Here is an 18,639-nt window from a genome sequence, read left to right as displayed (position 1 = left end):
AAAATCATTTGAATTAATATTCCCAATCGGCATCCGTTACAACCTTTCCGTTGATTCTCTCATGCAAAGCCTGAAATACCACGAAAAGAACCGGAACCACAAAAATTCCTAAGATTGTCCCGAAAAGCATCCCTGAAATGGCTGCATATCCGATGGAATGATTACCCATTGCTGATGGTCCTACCACAAAGATCAATGGCAGTAATCCTGTAATAAATGCCAGAGAGGTCATTAAAATAGGACGCAAACGTGCTTTTGCCCCCTCTACAGCGGATGCAATAAGACTTTTCCCTGCTCTACGTCTCTGAATGGCAAATTCCACAATAAGAATACCGTTCTTCGCCAACAATCCGATCAACATTACCAAAGCAATCTGTACATAAATATTATTGGACAATTCTGCAAAGGTAATTCCTACAAATACTCCTGAAAGCCCTACCGGAATAGCGATCAATACAGCCAATGGAAGAATATAACTTTCGTACTGGGCAGATAAAAGGAAGAATACAAACACAATGCACAATCCGAAAATCATTACTGACTGTGAGCTTGAGCCTGCTTCTTCACGGCTCATTCCTTTGTAATCATAAGTATATCCCGGAGGAAGTACCTGCTTGCTCACCTCCTCAATTGCTGCCATCGCCTGTCCGGTACTGTATCCCGGGGCTGCCATCACCGTTAAATTAGATGAGTTAAACAGGTTGAAACGGTCTACCACTTCAGCTCCTGTTACCTGCTTCAGGCTTACCAGCGTGTTGATAGGAACCATTTGTCCTAAATTATTTTTAACGAAAATTCCGTTTAAGGATTCTTTATCCTGTCTTGTTTCCGGAGTAGACTGCACCAAAACTCTGTAATATTTCCCGAATCTGTTGAAATCCGAAGCCTGAATACTTCCGTAATATCCCTGCATCACTCCCAGTACATCAGAAACATTCACTCCCAGCTGAGCAGACTTCACTTCATCTACAAGCACTTCAAACTGCGGATACGTAACATCGAAGGTGGTAAATGCTACTGCTACCTCTGGTCTCTGCATCAAAGCTCCCATCATTCCATAAGAGATATTTCCTAAATTCTGAAGTTCTCCATTGGTACGGTCCTGAAGTACAAGCTCCATCCCACTTGTATTTCCGAATCCATCTACCGTTGGGGTATTGATTACAAGGAAATTGGCTCTTTTATCCTGGGAAAGCATTCCCTGAGTTTGCCCAATGATATCATTGATATTATTCACAGCTCCTCTTTCACCTCCTTTTTTTAATTTAACGAAAATAGAAGCGGCAGAAGATGACATGGAACCACTGAACAGGTTTAATCCGTCTACTGAAATTACCTTGTCCACAGCAGGGTTTTTCATCAATAAATCTTCCGTATCGGAAACTACTTTTGAAGTTCTGTCCTTTGAGGCTCCCGGAGCAAGATTCGCCGTTACAATAATGAAACTCTGGTCTTCATCCGGAATAAATCCTTTAGGTGTTGTCATAGACATCCATGCAAACAGTCCACCGAAAGCTACAATAATGATCATTGCCACCCATTTTCTCTTTAAAAGGAACAGTACCGCTTTTCCATAACGGAAGGTCAGTTTATTGAAACTTGCATTGAAGCCTGCAAAAAAACGGTCTTTGAAGTTCATTTTTTCATGCGTTCCCGGATGGTGTTGTTTTAAAAATAAAGCACATAATGCCGGACTCAATGTCAATGCATTGATCGCTGAAATTACAATGGCAATGGCCAAGGTCAGGGCAAACTGCTGGTAAAATAATCCTGTGGATCCACTCATAAAGGCCACCGGAACGAATACGGCAGACATAATCAGTGTGATAGAAACAATCGCTCCTGTAATTTCACTCATTGCCGACATCGTAGCAGCTCTCGGGTTGAGTTTTTTATGTTCCATCTTGGCGTGAACAGCTTCTACCACAACAATAGCGTCGTCCACTACAATACCAATTGCCAAAACTAAGGCAAACAACGTAAGAATATTAATAGAGAATCCGAAAACCTTCATAAAGAAGAACGTTCCTACGATAGACACCGGAACTGCAATAGCCGGAATCAAAGTAGATCGGAAATCCTGAAGGAAGATATACACCACAATGAATACCAGAATAAATGCTTCTATCAAGGTATGAATTACCTGTTCTATAGACTGATCCAATGCATCTTTTGTTGCATATGGAATTTCATAATCCATTCCTGCCGGGAAAGATTTTTCCAGCTCTTTCATTCTTTCCTGAAGAGCGATCTGCACCTCATTGGCATTGGAACCTGCCATCTGGAAGATCGCCATCGTTACGGACGCTTTTTTATTATAATTGGAAGAAACCGTATAACTGTAAGCCCCAAATTCTACTTTGGCAATATCTTTTAGTTTTAAAACAGAACCGTCATTCAATGCTTTTATGGTGATATTTTCATATTGCTCAGGCTCTGTGAATTTTCCTTTGTAACGAAGAACATATTCCATTACCTCCTTACTTCTCTCTCCTAATCTTCCGGGTGCTGCTTCAAGGTTTTGAGTCTGAATAGCGCGGGAAACATCGGATGGTGTAAGATTGTATGAAGTCAGTTTATTCGGGTCCAGCCAGATACGCATAGAGTAATCTTTGTTTCCATACACCATGGCATCTCCTACTCCTTTTACTCTTTTCAGTTCCGGAACGATGTTGATTTTCGCATAGTTTTCAAGGAAAAGATCATCCATCTTTCCATCTTTACTGGTCAGGGAAACCATTGCGATCATACTGTTCTGTCTTTTCACCGTGGTAATTCCCGCCTGAATTACTTCTGCAGGAAGCTGATTGGTAACCTGAGCTACCCTGTTCTGCACGTTAATCGCAGCCTGATCAGGATCTGTTCCCAGTTTGAAAATAACTGTAATGCTTAATGTTCCGTCATTACTTGCTGTAGAAGTAATATAGTCCATATTTTCCACTCCGTTGATGGCATTTTCTAACGGAGGTGCCACCGACCTGGCGATCGTTTCAGCATTGGCTCCCGGATAAGCAGCCGTTACCATAACGGTAGGTGGTGCAATGTCCGGAAATTTGGTAATCGGAAGACTTACCATCCCGACAATCCCCAGTATAACAAGCAATACGGAAATAACCGTTGCCAGTACGGGTCTTTTTATAATTTTCTTTAACATGATTTCTTCTTAGGATTTTTTCTGTTGAGCATTTTTCTTTTGTGCCACGACAGGAGTTCCAGGCTGTAATCGGTCAAAACCGCTGGTGATATATTCATCGCCGGCCTTAAGTCCTTTGGCTATAATGAAATTGTCCCCGGCCTTTCCATTCACTTCTACAGGTAGCATCGCCGCTTTCCCGCCCTGAATGGTGAATACAAAAATTTTATCCTGAATGGTTCTGGTAGAAGCAACAGGAAGTAAAACAACATTGCTGTAGAACTGCTCCAGTATAATTTTACCGGTATTTCCACTTCTTAAAAGGTTGTTCGGATTGTTGAATTTTGCTCTTAATGTAATAGATCCTGTTGTTTTATTAAACTGCCCTTCTACCGCATCAATCTTCCCTTTTTCAGCATATTGGTCGCCACCGGAAAGAAGTAATGATACGGCCGGAGTATTTTTGATCACTTCATCTATGCTGTTTCCTACATACTGTTTCTGGAAATTATTAAAATCATTTTCGCTCAAACTGAAATACGTGTATACCTGATGAATATCTGACAATAGGGTAATCGGTTCCTGATTCCCCGGTGTCATCAAACTTCCCAAACGATAGTTGAATCTCCCGATAAATCCACTCACCGGAGCTTTGATGGTAGAGAAATTAAGATTGATTTTAGCTGACTCAATACCAGATGTAGATTGGCTTACGGCTCCTCTTGCTCCATTGTAAGCAGCTTCCGCTTCTTTCACCTGAATTTCTGAAACCATTTTGTTTCTGAACAGTTCTTTTTTTCTGTCTAAATCAATTTTAGAAGTTGAAAGATTAGCCTGAGCGGTAATCAAAGCTGCCTGAGCACTTTTCAGCTGTTCGCGGAAAACCTGATCTTCGATTTTGAACAAAGGCTGCCCTGCTTTCACAAAGTCTCCTTCATCTACATAAATTTTGCTTAAATATCCTGTTACCTGAGGTCTGATTTCCACATTGGAAATACCCTCGATAGATGCTGCATATTCTCTGGAAACAGAAGCGTCTCCCTGAGTCACTTTTGCAACAGGTAATTCCGGTGCCTGCTGCTGATAGCCTTGGTTTTGATTACCTTTCCTACATCCCTCCAAAACGATCAGTGAGAGGAAAAGCAGGGTTGATTTTTGAATAAAAAATCTTTGCATAACAATAGTCCTTTTAAATTTTCCGGACAAAAATCGAACGAAAAAAGTTCAATAGGATTATTCAAAAAACTCCTTGTTTTGTCAAAAAGACTCCTTATTTTGAAAAACATGAGAAATATCATTCATAGACAACATGAATGATACTATTTGTTATTTTTAATCGAAATTATTGTTATAATTTGGTTAAAAGACGTCTTAAAACCATAAGTTATTCATTATCAATACAAATCATCTTTTCTATATTCCAAAGGAGATCTTCCCACATGTTTTTTGAAAAATTTACTGAAAGACGCATGATCTGAAAACTTCAGTTGTGATGCTACATCAGCGATATTAAGGTTAGGATTTCTTAGCAGCAGTCTGGCTTCTACCGCTAAAACCTGATGAATAATATCTCTTGGGGATTTGAACACCGTTTTATTAATGACTTTAGTGAGATATTTACGGCTGATAAAAAGCTTATCGGCATAGAACTGAACATTATGTTCTTCTTTGAAATGATTCTGAACCAGCGTAAAAAAACTGGTGGTTAATTCATCTTCTCTATTGGTTACCTGATGAGGTTTTTCTGTTTTCTTGAAATAATTATCAATTTCATAGACCACCAGTGAAAAGTGATGCCAGATCATTTCATTGAAATAATAATTCTCTTTTTCCTTATCATTTAAAACTTTAAGTTCATCGAGATGGAAATTCAGTTTTCTGTACACATCCGGTTCATTCCTGATGATATGGGTAGGATCTGACGACAGGCTTTTCAGAACATTATTTGACTTATAATTAAAACCTGCATCAGAAATAAAATTCAATGAAAAGAAAATATACTTAGCGTTGTAATCTTCGGTAATTTCATCCAGCCAAAAAGTTTCCAACATCGGACAAAACACAATATCACCTTTGGACACCTGATAACTTTTATCATCTAATCGGAATGTCACTCCTCCCTTCTGTATCATAAAAATACAGAAATAATCTGAGCGGTAAGGAATATTCGGTTGTATTATATAATCAGCTTTGCCTATTTCCATCACCACAAATTCCTTGATTCTAAGATCAAATTCTACCTGCTGCAACACTTCATCAAAGGCTAACCGCGAAACAAAATCAGATTTTGGCTGGGATTTTTTAGACATTACAAAGAAAATTAAGCACGAAGATAGTTGAAAAAGGAAAAAGAGCCAAGAAGTAAAGAGAACCAAGAAAGCAAATAATCGAATTATACTTTTTATTGTTTTCTAAACAACAATCAGCAATTCCTTATCATATCCGTTGTATTTTTCATCGATATAGCCGTGAGGATTACAGATGATTTCTGTCTCTTCAATTGTATATCTGCACGGAGTATGGATATGCCCGTGAATCCAGTACAGCGGTTTATATTCGGTAATTAAGTATTCCAGATCGGAGGCATAAGCAGACGTTACCGGATCTTCCTTGTAATGATCGGGAACAGATTGTATACTGGGTGCATGATGGGTAACGACTATATTTTTAAATTCTTTTGAAGTTTCAAGACTTTCTTTCAGCCATTCTTTTGAAAGCTGATGGATTTTGAAGGTATCCAATGTTCTCATTCTGGAATAGGAAGGATCTCTCCTGATCATTTTATAATCATTCATTTTGGACTGGCACAGCATTCCGTACTGAACAGGATTCCCAAAGATGGAAAAATCCGTCCATAAAGTAGCACCATGAAAACGAATACCATCAATATCTACAAATGAATTTTCAAGTACAAATACATTGGAACCCAGCGCTGCTTCTTTAATCTTGTTAAGGGTTTTTGGATATGAACCTTTATAATATTCATGATTACCCAGAACGTAAATTACAGGTTTATCTGGAATTGTATTTTTAATCCATTCAATTCCTTTGGTTCCCAAATTGACATCACCTGCCAAAACAACAATATCAGAATGACCAAAACATAATTCCGTACTTCCAAATTCCCGGTGAAGATCACTAATGATCTGTATTTTCATGATGTATCGTAAAAGAACAAAGGTAATGAAGTGAAGCGGAAAGACAAAAAAAGAACCGACACCTAAGCACCGATTCTTCCTCATATAGTTTGTGTATTTTTAGGCTTCCTGCTATGAAACGGCTACTTTTGCCTGTTTCACTTTTAAGCTTTTCAATATAAAATAAAACAGCATTCCGAGTGCCAAAAGAGCATAACCGATCAGGATAATCAGATTCAGACTTCCTACTGAAAACTCAGAAGGAAAGATCTGGCTCATTAAAGTCATAAACGACAATCCAATCCCTGCTCCCAAAAAGTAACTTGTAGAGCTCAAACTTGATGCCAATCCGTAATTGGAAGGTTCAACATCCTGGATTCCCATTACTGAAAGTGCGGTAAAACAGAATGTCATCCCTACTCCTGAAATACATGCCGCTCCCAATAAAACTATAGCCAGCGGATGTCCGGTAAAAACGGAGATCAACAGTGATAATCCTCCCATCAGCATAAATAACCATCCTAAAATACCCATTTGAGATGAGCTCAGACGTTTTGAAACATGTGGCAGAATAAATTTAGCCGTCAAAGCAGAGATGATACTGAACGGAACAAGCATTAATCCTGCAGAAGCTGCACTATAGCCCATATCTTTCTGAAGCATTAATGAAATCAGGAATAAAAATCCGATAAAAAATGCACCCAACGTAAAGAATACGGCATTGGAAATTACTAAAGATCTGTGTTTGAATAACTTTAAGTCAACCAAAGGTTCAGCGACAGATTTCAATCGGTTATACACCATAATAAGAAGTAATACTGCCAGAATCAAAGAGCCTATAACCATGAATGGCTGTTCTTTAATATGGACTAATTCATGGGTACCGTAAGTAAGACTTAAAAGCCCCAACACCATTAATATTCCGGAAACCACATCTGTTTTCTGTGCGGTTTCATTTTTCTCATCTGCAGGCAGATAGTGGTAAGACAGCACAAGTGTTATCAGAAGAATAGGTACATTAATCAGGAAAACCCAGTGCCAGCTGAGGTAAGTACTGATAATTCCTCCAACGGAAAGACCACTTCCTGAACCGATAGCAGCGAATGAACTGAAAATTCCGATAGCATGGTTTCTCTCCTGTTCTTCTCTGAATGTATTGGTCACAATAGATAACGCAGAAGGCATTACCAATGCAGCTCCCAATCCCTGTAAAGCACGGAAAACAGCCAGCACTTCAAAGTTTTGGGACAATCCCGCTCCTAATGATGTGAGCATAAAAATCAGTGCTCCGAGTAAGAACATTTTCTTTCTTCCGATCTGATCTGAAAGCTTTCCGCCAATGATCAGAAATCCTCCAAAGAACAGTACATAAAGGGTCTGCAGCCACTGAACAGTCTCTGCTCCGATCTGGAACTGCTGCTGAATAGAAGGAATTGTTAAATTAATAATGGCAATATCCAAAGCCTCCACAAACGTTCCCACCGATGCTAAAATTAATATTACATTTTTCCTTGTATCCATATATTCAAATTTCCTGCAAAATTAAAATTTACAGAACGTATTTGAAAATTTAACTTTAAATTTGGAACGATATTAAAAATAACCAATAAACAAAAGAACAAAACTACTGATACCTCCAACAACAATCTATAAAAACAGAACAAAATGGCAACTGAAAATTATATTCCCGACGAAAAAGATTTATCAATCCTGCGTCTTCTTCAGAAGGATGCCAAGATGAGTGTTCGTGACATTTCAGCAAGAATCAATTTAAGTCCCACCCCAACCCATGAACGTATCAAACGTATGGAAAAACAGGGAATCATTAAAGAATATACTACTGTTGTAGACCGTAAAAAAGTCAATAAAGGAATGATGGTGATTTGTATGATTGCGCTGAGTGTTCACAATAAAAAGACCGCAGGAAAATTCATTGAGGAAGTTGGTAAACTGAAGGAAGTTGTGGAATTTTTTAATATCAGCGGAGATTTTGATTTTATGCTGAAGATCCTTGCTCCCAATATGGATGAATTCCATGAGTTTTTTGTGAGCAAATTATCCGAGATTGAAGGAATTGGTCAGACCAAGAGTATTTTTGTGATGAACAGCATCAAGGAAAGCGCCCAGATTGTATAAGAGAAAATAAAAAGCAGCTGTATGAAAATATACAGCTGCTTTTATATTGTAAACCAGAATATTCCGGATTAATTTCTCATCATTTATTTCCAGTAGTTCCAGACTGCCCCGTCAAATATTGCCAGAGTTTTGCTTGTTGTATCGTAACAGATCATACCCGGATAGGGATTTTTTACGCTAAGATGCGGTGTTGCTACTTTTGGAAGAATCATTGCTTTATCCTGAGATTCAAGGACCAATACGCCATCAGCAGCACTTGATGCCTCCCCCATGATAACTCCTTTCCCTGATTCTGCAGAATTGTTGGTTATAACTGCACTTGAATTACCGGTATCTGACAAAGATTTCCAGGTGTCATTTTCGTAGACTTTGACTTTATTATCTGTGAGATCAAAGATCAATGTTCCATTCACCAAAGTTCCGGTTGGAAATCCCGATGTTGCAGGAAGAATCAAACCTTTTGTATTTCCGGAAACATTATCAAAATCCAATACAGTACTTTTTCCATCCACCATCTGCTTACCAATTGCTACCTGAGCAGAAAATGAATTAAAAACGATCAGAGCAGCAATTATACTTATATTTCTTATACTTTTCATATTCTTATCGGTTAGATTAATCATTACAGCTTTTTTGTACACATTTCCATTCTGTACCATTGTAAAGCTTTACACATTTGTCCTGGATATCGTATAAAAGCATTCCTTCTTTCGGATCGGCAATGGCATCACCAGGCTGTGGTGTCTGGCTTACATGCTGAACTCTCGTCATTACAAAACCTTTATTTTTTGATTCCATCGCTAAGAATCCATTAGGTATGTTTTCTGGCCAGGCATTGCTTTTCTCCTGTACTGTAATTCCAAATTTCGTAAACCCATCGGGTGTACCTGAAATTCCCGGTTTTGTACAAAATCCATCGATCTCATCAATAATGACTGGAGCATTTCCACAACTTGATTTATCTTCGGATAATCCTTCAGGCCAAAGCCCCGGACACATCGCTTTTGTTGCATTGGGACCACAGAAGCTTGAATTCCCCATGCCTAATCCTGTAACAGATCCCATAGCAATGGTTACAATCTGGCTGTCATCACTAATAATGGAAGCTTCTCCACCTCCGCTTACGTCTGCTTTTGCAATACAGTAAGCTTTTCCGGTAGGAATTCCAATATACTCAACTGAAGGATACGTTTTAGACTGTTGGGTAAATGTTCCGCAAATCTCTACCACACTGCTTGTTCCCATTTCTATAACAGAAGTTGATCCGGGGTAAAATCCACCAAAAGAAGGATCTTCCTGAATAACTGATCCTACCAATGATAAAAATGACTTGGTTCCCAGTTTGATTTTTGAATTTTTCTGAGATCCGAAAGTTCCTACTTTTACCGTTCCTGTAGATTTAACACTGGCTCCATTACCGATTTCCAGCACTCCATCCACCTGAATACTGTTAGACTGAAGCTGACCGGATTGAATGATAAGGGTTGCTCCATTCGGGATACTGATATTCGTACTTACACTGATATTGCCGTTAAGACAATAGGTATTCCCACTCGTCATCGCCTGTCCTGTATAAGGAATACACTGAGCATAAGCTATAGTGCTGAAAACAAGCATTAATAAAAAAATGACTTTTTTATTAATTTTTAAAAAAAATAATTTATTCATGTATATTTATAATATTTTAACAGATTATTGTTGTCTAATTGGAAAATATTTAAATTTTCAACATCATCGACGCACTAAGAAACAATTAACATACCAAACAGGTGTTTAATTTTTTATATTCTTATAGTGTCTCATCAGAATCTGTACTCAATAATTTTATTAAAATCATTTATAAATACTACACCACAAGACATTGCACTCTTAAAAGCAGTCAACAATTAAGAGATGATTTAAATGTTTAAAAATTCTTTTTCTTGTGTAATTAAATGATGGTTTAATAAAAAAAAACTGCATTTTTATATACAACACCCCTACTCCCAATCTAAGAATGGTCAAAACATAGCGAATTTTATTCTGTACGCCCTTCATTATTTTTGATCTGAATACAACAATAGATAATCTGAATAACAGACCTCAGCAAAAATTCACATTAAAAAACGTAAATTTGCAGCATGAATAACGATACGATATGTGCACTGGCTACTGCCAATGGAATAGGTGCTTTAGGCATCATCCGGGTTTCTGGAAATGAAGCTTTATCTGTAGTTCAGAAAAGTTTTCCGGGGAAAAATCTGGAAAAACAGAAATCCCATACCATTCACTACGGTTATTTTATGGATGAGGAGGAAGCGATTGATGAAGTAATGCTTTCCATCTTTCTGGCACCGAAAAGTTTTACCACTGAAAATTCTGTGGAGATTGCTTTTCACGGCTCCCCGCATATCGGAAAACGTATTCTTGAAACGCTGATCAAAAACGGAGCAAGAATGGCAAAAGCAGGAGAATTTACACTCCGCGCCTTTATCAACGGTAGAATTGACCTTTCCCAGGCGGAAGCAATTGCGGATGTAATCGCTTCTGACAATGAAGCTTCGAGAAAGGTAGCCATCAATCAATTGAAAGGGGGAATCACCAATGAAATCTCTCTATTAAGAACGGATCTTCTGAATTTTGTTTCCCTGATTGAGCTGGAGCTGGATTTTGCTGAAGAAGATGTAGAATTTGCAGACCGAACAGCTCTGAACGGATTATTAGATAAAATTGAATTAAAATTAAATTCTCTTATTGAAAGTTTCCAATACGGAAATGCCATTAAAAATGGAACAGCCGTTGCCATCATCGGAAAGCCAAATGCCGGGAAATCTACACTGTTGAACTCACTTTTAAAGGAAGAAAGAGCGATTGTAAGTAATATTGCGGGAACCACCAGAGATACGATTGAGGAAATTCTTCATATTAAAGGACACGCCTTCCGACTGATTGATACGGCAGGACTTCGCGAAACGGTGGATGAAATTGAAGCAATTGGGGTAAAAAAAGCAAAAGAAAAGGTAGAAAACGCCAACATCCTTGTATATCTGGCCGATGCTGCAACTGAAGATTTTTCGGAGGACATTGAAATGATCCAGTCGCTGCTAAGAGAAGATCTGAAACTGATTATCTGTGCGACAAAAATTGATGAAGTGACTCCTACCAAATACGAAACGGTAGAAAACATCTTCAGAAACGCCATTTCTCACGAGTTTGATTTCATTAAAATATCAGCCGTTGAAAATCAAAATATTCAGGATCTGAAAAATGAACTTTCATCTTATGTTGAACATTTAAAATCTGAAGAAAATAACGTTGTAATCACCAACCAACGTCACTTTGAAGCACTGCGAAAGTCTCTGGATGCTGTTCACAAAGTAAAAGAAGCCATCGTTTTCCAGATTTCTACAGAATTGCTTGCTTATGAGCTAAGAAATGCCTTAGAACATCTTGGAGAAATATCCGGAGAGGTTACAAATGATGAGGTGCTGGGGAATATTTTTTCTAAGTTTTGTATTGGGAAATAAATACTATAAATAGAATAATCCAAAACAAACCAACTTTCTGATAACCAAATATTTACAAAATTCATTTTTTGTACTGGTTATTCGGAAGTTGGTTTGTTTTTTTATTTTTTGTCCCCTATTTGTCCCTCAAACTGATAATATTTTATTTTTTAAAACCAGGGAGAAATAACTTCGCTTAATGTACCTTATTGTATCTTATTGCTACTTAATGTACTCTATTGCACCTTAAGCACGTCTGAACTCCCACAATTAAAATATTATGAGTTCAACTATCAAAATCAGAAAAATCTGCCAGCACTGCAGACTTGAATTTATTGCCAAAACTACGGTCACCAAATACTGTAGTCACAAGTGTAACCAAAGAGCTTACAAAGCAAATGCTAGGGAGCTGAAGATTCAGCAAAGCAAAACCGAACAACACATCCCAGAAAAAAAATTCACACCTAAACAAAATCCAGATTCAAATTTCGGATTTGCAACATTCGAGTATTTAACAGTTAAAGAAGCTTCTGTACTTTTAAAATGTGATCGCAGGACTGTCTACAATATGCTAAAAAATGGAATGTTGCCTTCAGCCAATCTTTCTATCAGAAAAACACGCATTTTAAAGAAAGATATCGACGCATTATTCGAAATGCTTGAAAAACCGGAGCAACCCTTTATATTTGAGCGAACGGTTGTGGAAAAAATTCCACTGAAAGACTGCTATACAATTGGTCAGATACAAAAGCAGTTTAATATTTCAGAAACAAGCTTAAAAAATCTCATCAAACGACATCATATTCCAAAATTCCAAAATGGCAGATTCGTATATATTCCTAAAATAGATATTGATCCAATTCTAAATAAAATCAGGTCAAATAGCTATTGCGGATAGATTAATTACAAACCATTAATGATAACTTATGGGACAAACACTTCCATTGTCCAGCCACATTACCCCAGTATAAAAAAATATAAGTATAATAACCAAAAAAATAATACTATGTCAGTTACACTAAGAAAAAAAACAATTTCGAAAGGAAGACAATCTCTATATTTAGATATTTATCCTCCTATATACAATCCAACAACCGGGATAATGCAGCGAAAGCATTATTTAAAGCTTTTCATCTACCAACGTCCAAAAAATGAAATAGAAAAAGATTTTAATACAGAAACACTGGCATTGGCAGAATACGTCAGGGCCAAGAGACAAATTGATATCCAGAACCGTCGTTTTGATTTTATATCTGAAACCAAAATGAAGTCGAATTTTATTGACATTTTTGAAGAAGAAGCCTCAAAAAGAAAGGGATGTTATAATTGGATAATGGCTGTCAGATATTTTAAAGCCTTTGTTGGCGAAAAAATTCCGTGCACAGAAATAAGTGAAACATTAGCAGAGGAATATGCAGATTTCCTGCTTTCATCACCAGCCATTGGCCGTGCTAAGAAAAAAATTAAAAAAAATACAGCTGCAGCTTACTTTGGTAGATTTAAACTTGCTCTTGAGGCTGCATTTAAAAAGAAATATTTACCTGCAGACCTCGGTTCTATTATACCAAATATCAAACCTCAGGAAACTCATCGTCCATTTCTGTTTATGGAAGAGTTAGAAAAAATGGCAACTGCTCATTGTGATAATGAAATAGTAAAAAAGGCAGGCCTTTTTTCCGCTATGACAGGATTTCGGTATTCAGATGTAGAAACATTATTATGGAAAGAAATACAAGGTTCTCCCGGAAATTATTACATCCTATATAATCAGGAGAAGACCGAAAGTGCAGAATACTATCCGATTTCAGATCATACCATTGCATTAATAGGACAATCTGGAGATCCAGAAGATCGTGTATTTGATGGCCTCAGATACGACCATACGGTTGCTGCATTAAAGAAATGGTTACTTAATGCTGATATTGAAAAACATTTCACATTTCATGGCTTCAGACACACTTTTGCTACTCTTCAGATCGCAGCCGGAACATCCATTTATACTGTATCCAAACTATTGGGTCATAAAAGTATCAAGACAACAGAAATTTACGCAAAAATTGTTGACAGCCTCAAAAAAGAGGCTTCTGAAAGAATAAAACTCAGTTATTTCAACATCAGCGAGACAGTTATTAACACAACAGCCGTTCCAAATTTAAATTCGGATCAATCTACGCTATAGTTTATTCTTATGCATATTCAGGACATGAGAAGCCATCATATCAATTTCTAATTGTTTAATAATTAAACTTGTAAAAAAAATTATGAAACACTACACATTTGAACAACTACCATCCGTTATCGCTAAACTTGAAGAAAAGCTAGACAGAATCGAAATGCTATTACTTGAAAAAGAATACAAAATCCAAGAAGAAGATGATTACATTGGTGCAAAAGAAGCTTGCAGAATATTAAAATTGTCATTGCCTACTTTATACACCAAAGTTTGTCACCGGGAGCTACCGTTTTATAAAAAGGGGAATCGTCTGCATTTCTCTAGAACAGAACTTCTTGATTGGATTAAAGAAGGTAAAAAGAAATCTATCACTGAAATAAATAAAAGCGCAAAAGAAATCGCCGAAAAGATGGAAAAGAGAAAGTGGTACTAATTAACAAATAAAAGCGAGCAATTAGCTCGCTTTTAATACATTGCATCCATATTCTCCGAAATCCAACTGAAGTTCTTCAGATCATATGATTATTTAAGATGTACTAGTATTACTTTTTAAGAACTGTCCATCTTTGTATATATGCTCCTGTTTTAAGCTATACTCCACTGCTAAGATTCCTTTTTTTACATCGTCTGTAACGCGTGAAAAACTAAATAATTTAGAGACTAAGGATACTAATTCTTTTGGCTGTATTGCAATAGAATCGGAAATAACTTTCCGTATGCCTAAATCGATTTCTTCAACAGAAATATATGTTATTTTTCTGGAGGTGGGTGGAAGCAGTGCTCTGCTTCTAATCTTCATTTTTTTTCAGTATCCTATAAAAAATCTCCTTTTTTTTATTAGAAGGTTATTATCTGTTGCGTAATCAATCGCATTGATTAAAGATGTACGAATTCGATTCCCTATTTTTGAAATACCATTAGCATCGTCCATTCTTCTGGCCACTTCTTCAAAGTGAACCGGACTTTCAGTTTTCACAACGTAACAAATCCACTCACTAAGCTTTCCTACAGTATATAGATGGAGCTCCTTCCCAGCAATTTCTGAAGATAATACAGCCTATTCATATTCTGGATATGTACTTTTTTCTTCTATAGTAGACTCTTCTCGAATCAGGTTTTGGAGTTCCTCTATGAGTTCTTTCTCCAAAGTGTCATTATGTTCAGCTTGTGTTTTTGCTTTATTCACAACTTCGGCAATCAGCTTAAGCTCTCCGGCTGTATTACGGAACCAATCCAAACTCCATATATGAATTAGATCCCAATCCATACCTTCAAGCACTGAATTCCTTAATCTATCACGGTCTCTTACAGACTGAGCATTTTGATAAGATCTGCCACCACAGTTTATACCCAACAGATATCTTCCCGGATGGTCAAGATCTGCAATTGCCAAGTCGATATAGAATCCGGCAGAACCTATTTTTTCACGTATAATATATCCTTCTTTTTTTAATGTTTCTGCCACTATGCTCTCAAACGGCTGCGATTGATAGGACAGCTTGCTCTTATTGCTTTCAAATTTTCCGTACTGAACAAAATAAAGGAAACTTTTCAACGCCCGGATTTCAAACTTTGCATTCGGACCTATGATCATATCAGCCGCTGTAATATTAGTGAAAACCTCACATCGAATTTTGGCCCTTGTGATATGTACATTGAGTCTTCGTTCTCCTCCTTCATTATTAAGAGGTCCAAAACTCATCGGAACCTTCCCGTCTTCAGTTCTTCCTTAGCCTAAGCTTATAAAAATGACATCTTTTTCATCTCCTTGTACATTTTCTAAATTTTTCACAAAAAAGGTTCGTCTGTATGTTCCCTAAAATAATTTTCGACTTTAGGATTTATCCTTCTAGTCAGCAATGGAAACACGAAATTGAGTAGAATTGCTTCATCAAATGCTTTAAATTAGTCTTTCTAAATGTTTTTTTGAAATGATCATAAGAATATCATTAATTACATTCACACTTATTAAGTTTATCCAAATCATTTATAAATTCAGAAAGCAGCGCTGTGGTAACATGAGGCATCACCACAATCTTCCACCATTTGGGCGAATGATAGTTATCAGCAACCAAATTGTATTTTTCTGCAAGCTCTTTGAAAATAAATGGTGATTTTATGGAAACAATATTCATATGAGGATTTCTGTAGAATTCTACTTTCATTTTAACAAGTTTATGACATATAAAGTCTGTGCGACTTATCAGTTGCGTTACGGCATCGGTCAATCCCACTGAACCATAACTCATTAAAATCATCCATATTGCTACTGCATTGGCACCAGACCGACTCCCACATAACGTGAAGTCTGAACCATAAACATAGGCAGCTTCCGAAGTCTGGGACTGATCAATCAGACCTTTTCGACATAAGAAAATTCCAGTTCCATAAGGGGATTGAAGCATTTTATGCGCATCAATTGTAATTGAACTAATCTCAGGATTTTTAAAGCATAGATCTTTTTTAGGAGAAGAAAAAGGGTAGATAAATCCTCCAAAAGCAGCATCAACGTGCACAAAATAATTACAAAAATCCTTTCTGGCAATATCTAAAAAAAGATCAGCATCATCAATACTGCCAAACATTGTTGTTCCCATAGAAAGGTGTACAATAATGTATTTAATACCTTGAGCAGATGATTTTTTCAATTGATTCTTCAAATCATCCTGAATCACTCTTCTGTTATCAGCATCTACTTTAACACAAATCGGAGATATTCCTAACAGGTTAGCACCTTTATACACGGAATAATGAGCATCTTCAGTAAAAACAACTCCTATTTCGGAAATTAGAGCCCCTTTCTCCTTCATAAAATAGTTTCTATAGATCCATTGGGCTTGAATATTTGCTTCAGTACCTCCAGTAGCAACATATCCATCATATTCTCTTTTTTTTGCCCCTAAAATCTCTTCAGCACAGATTTGTAATAGTTCAAGTTCTAGCTGTTGTGTTCCTAAAAAATATTTTTCTCCTTTATTATAAGTATGACATCCAATATGATTGGGATTATGCATTAGAACAGAAAGAAAGGGTGACTCTTTTAGAAATGAGGTATCATAAAATTGTTTCTGATTTAAATACGAACCGGGAAGACCTAATATCAAATCGGTTGAATAATTAGAATTGCTATTTAAAGCCTTAAATACTTTGTCTTTTATCGTTCTTTCTGAAAGTTGGGGCCAGTACATATTTTTAAAAGTTTAATTACCAGATGTGTTTTATTAGTAAAGTTTCCTTTTTCACCTATTCTGTTAAGCCAAATTTTATTCTGTACTTTATCCAGATTAATGAGATTTTAATATCTCCATTCTTTATGAATCAGTTTATAATAAAACATTTGAAGCTCTATTTATCGGTTGTAAATTTAAAATTTCTAATTCATAGACGAACATGTGAAAATGTAGATTTATACAGGAATAAATGTAAAATAATTACTATATCTCAATACAGAATTTAGAAGACTATCAACATTTGAAAACCCAATTAATTAAAAGAAATAATAGTCTGTATTTCTAATCACATCTTGTCTTTTTGAATAATACAAACTTAACTTAAATAAGAAATCAGCCCGGCAAAATACCAGACTGATAATAACATTCAGAAACTGAGTTTCCCTGATTTTCTGAAAGCTACTTGATCTGAGTGCCCTTCATTTGTTTATTAATCCATGGAATATCTTTATGAAATCCACGTCCTTTATTTTTTTAACTCCTATTGACTGTTTTGATAGACTCAAAAAACTGTATGAGCAAAGAGGAGAATTGGCATTACAGGAAATCTCCAGAAGAAAGGCAGTAATAAGAATCATGTAGATGAAGCTATCGAAAAAGCCAGACCATTCGATGTTCATGCGACTACTATTACCGCCTAATTAAATCAGTTTATCTATTAAAACAAAAACATTTTAGTACATTTTTTCCTTAATGTAAAAAAAATTTCTTTTCGCGAATTGACCACAATTAACCTCTATGTTTCAGTAATTTCTTCTGTCTCGATTCGTTATTTTCTATAATTTCTTTAAGTATTTAATGACAATATTTTTGATTACTTTTTTCTCCGCCTATATTTTTTAGCACCTATTTAATTTTATTATATCTTATCGTATGAAGTCGTATTATAGCATTGAATCTTTTTTTAGAAAAAAGATTGCCTTTCGATATTAGATTAACATCATCAAAAAGAAGTTTAGTACCTTTATCGCTTATTAAATTCTTATTCTTTATCAAACTTTCTTCATATCCTTGAGAGTTAAGTAGTGATATATTAATTTTAAAATGTCCCGGTCTGTCTCCTGTAATCCCATAGTTTTTGCCGTAATATGTACAAAAAGGGGTAGCGAGTCCCATATAGTCAACGTATATATATTTTTTATTATCCACATATACTGTAAGTGGTAGATGTAAGGCTCCCCCTCCGCATTCAAGTACTTTATCACATTTTACCTCTTTACTATTGAATGGTGGCTGATACTGTAATTTAGAAGTTAGTAGATTTGTCTTGGGTGAAGTATAGTACTTCCGTTCATTAGCTAGATCGATAGCATTTCCAAATTTATTCCTTCCGATAAAACAAAAT

17 protein-coding genes are annotated in these 18,639 nt (G+C 36.4%); 5 read left to right on the top strand and 12 right to left on the bottom strand.

What is annotated here, in order from left to right; all coding sequences use genetic code 11:
- Positions 1 to 13 precede the first annotated feature (13 nt).
- The 5 genes from ACLMCG_RS10075 to ACLMCG_RS10055 form a co-directional block, all read right to left on the bottom strand.
- Positions 14 to 3,154, bottom strand: coding sequence for an efflux RND transporter permease subunit (locus tag ACLMCG_RS10075; protein WP_223599459.1), 3,141 nt, complete (start codon positions 3,152 to 3,154; stop codon positions 14 to 16).
- A gap of 9 nt (positions 3,155 to 3,163) precedes the next feature.
- Complete coding sequence (locus ACLMCG_RS10070) at positions 3,164 to 4,309, bottom strand: efflux RND transporter periplasmic adaptor subunit (protein ID WP_413959430.1); 1,146 nt, start codon at positions 4,307 to 4,309, stop codon at positions 3,164 to 3,166.
- Positions 4,310 to 4,527: 218 nt separating this feature from the next.
- On the bottom strand, positions 4,528 to 5,442 hold the full coding sequence (locus ACLMCG_RS10065) for a helix-turn-helix domain-containing protein (RefSeq protein WP_413959429.1): 915 nt from the start codon (positions 5,440 to 5,442) through the stop codon (positions 4,528 to 4,530).
- A 102-nt stretch (positions 5,443 to 5,544) separates the two neighbouring features.
- Positions 5,545 to 6,375: a metallophosphoesterase gene (locus ACLMCG_RS10060; RefSeq protein ID WP_414136879.1), complete on the bottom strand. Its 831-nt coding sequence runs from the start codon at positions 6,373 to 6,375 to the stop codon at positions 5,545 to 5,547.
- Positions 6,376 to 6,402: 27 nt separating this feature from the next.
- The gene (locus tag ACLMCG_RS10055) at positions 6,403 to 7,791 is read right to left on the bottom strand and encodes an MFS transporter (RefSeq protein WP_413959427.1); all 1,389 of its coding nucleotides are present in this window, start codon (positions 7,789 to 7,791) and stop codon (positions 6,403 to 6,405) included.
- Between the two features lie 144 nt (positions 7,792 to 7,935).
- Here ACLMCG_RS10055 and ACLMCG_RS10050 point away from each other — a divergent pair, with 144 nt between their 5' ends.
- The gene (locus tag ACLMCG_RS10050) at positions 7,936 to 8,406 is read left to right on the top strand and encodes an Lrp/AsnC family transcriptional regulator (protein ID WP_413959426.1); all 471 of its coding nucleotides are present in this window, start codon (positions 7,936 to 7,938) and stop codon (positions 8,404 to 8,406) included.
- 83 nt (positions 8,407 to 8,489) lie between these two features.
- Here ACLMCG_RS10050 and ACLMCG_RS10045 read toward each other — a convergent pair whose 3' ends face one another.
- Together ACLMCG_RS10045 and ACLMCG_RS10040 are read right to left on the bottom strand one after the other, a co-directional pair.
- Positions 8,490 to 9,029 carry a hypothetical protein gene (locus ACLMCG_RS10045; protein WP_413959425.1) on the bottom strand — a complete coding sequence of 180 codons (540 nt, stop codon included), beginning with the start codon at positions 9,027 to 9,029 and terminating at the stop codon, positions 8,490 to 8,492.
- Positions 9,022 to 10,074, bottom strand: coding sequence for a hypothetical protein (locus ACLMCG_RS10040; protein WP_413959424.1), 1,053 nt, complete (start codon positions 10,072 to 10,074; stop codon positions 9,022 to 9,024). The genes ACLMCG_RS10045 and ACLMCG_RS10040 overlap by 8 nt, the downstream gene beginning before the upstream one ends.
- A gap of 452 nt (positions 10,075 to 10,526) precedes the next feature.
- On the opposite strand from ACLMCG_RS10040, the gene mnmE reads away from it, so the two are divergent.
- The 4 genes from mnmE to ACLMCG_RS10020 all read left to right on the top strand — a co-directional run bounded on the left by mnmE (position 10,527) and on the right by ACLMCG_RS10020 (position 14,497).
- Entirely contained in the window at positions 10,527 to 11,912 is a 1,386-nt protein-coding gene (gene mnmE / locus ACLMCG_RS10035) for a tRNA uridine-5-carboxymethylaminomethyl(34) synthesis GTPase MnmE (protein WP_413959423.1), read from the top strand.
- A 259-nt stretch (positions 11,913 to 12,171) separates the two neighbouring features.
- On the top strand, positions 12,172 to 12,789 hold the full coding sequence (locus ACLMCG_RS10030) for a helix-turn-helix domain-containing protein (RefSeq protein ID WP_413959422.1): 618 nt from the start codon (positions 12,172 to 12,174) through the stop codon (positions 12,787 to 12,789).
- An 18-nt stretch (positions 12,790 to 12,807) separates the two neighbouring features.
- Positions 12,808 to 14,070, top strand: a complete 1,263-nt coding sequence (locus ACLMCG_RS10025; protein ID WP_413959421.1) for a tyrosine-type recombinase/integrase — start codon at positions 12,808 to 12,810, stop codon at positions 14,068 to 14,070.
- 82 nt (positions 14,071 to 14,152) lie between these two features.
- On the top strand, positions 14,153 to 14,497 hold the full coding sequence (locus ACLMCG_RS10020; RefSeq protein ID WP_413959420.1) for a helix-turn-helix domain-containing protein: 345 nt from the start codon (positions 14,153 to 14,155) through the stop codon (positions 14,495 to 14,497).
- Positions 14,498 to 14,590: 93 nt separating this feature from the next.
- On the opposite strand, the gene ACLMCG_RS10015 is transcribed toward ACLMCG_RS10020, so the two are convergent.
- The 5 genes from ACLMCG_RS10015 to ACLMCG_RS09995 form a co-directional block, all read right to left on the bottom strand.
- Positions 14,591 to 14,863 (bottom strand): hypothetical protein, encoded by a 273-nt coding sequence (locus ACLMCG_RS10015; RefSeq protein ID WP_413959419.1) that lies wholly within the window; start codon positions 14,861 to 14,863, stop codon positions 14,591 to 14,593.
- A gap of 6 nt (positions 14,864 to 14,869) precedes the next feature.
- Positions 14,870 to 15,103, bottom strand: coding sequence for a DUF3320 domain-containing protein (locus ACLMCG_RS10010; RefSeq protein ID WP_413959725.1), 234 nt, complete (start codon positions 15,101 to 15,103; stop codon positions 14,870 to 14,872).
- Between the two features lie 18 nt (positions 15,104 to 15,121).
- A complete protein-coding gene (locus ACLMCG_RS10005) occupies positions 15,122 to 15,766 on the bottom strand; it encodes a hypothetical protein (protein WP_413959418.1) in 645 nt (214 codons plus the stop codon).
- Positions 15,767 to 16,013: 247 nt separating this feature from the next.
- On the bottom strand, positions 16,014 to 17,168 hold the full coding sequence (locus ACLMCG_RS10000; RefSeq protein ID WP_413959417.1) for a pyridoxal phosphate-dependent decarboxylase family protein: 1,155 nt from the start codon (positions 17,166 to 17,168) through the stop codon (positions 16,014 to 16,016).
- Positions 17,169 to 18,140: 972 nt separating this feature from the next.
- On the bottom strand, positions 18,141 to 18,639 hold a 499-nt coding region (locus ACLMCG_RS09995; protein ID WP_413959416.1), incomplete at its 5' end, for a hypothetical protein.

The sequence above is a fragment of the Chryseobacterium sp. S90 genome, assembly GCF_047444895.1.
Taxonomy (GTDB): domain Bacteria; phylum Bacteroidota; class Bacteroidia; order Flavobacteriales; family Weeksellaceae; genus Chryseobacterium.
The sequence above is the reverse complement of the archived record's forward strand: the minus strand, read 5'-3'. Positions and strand labels throughout refer to the sequence as shown.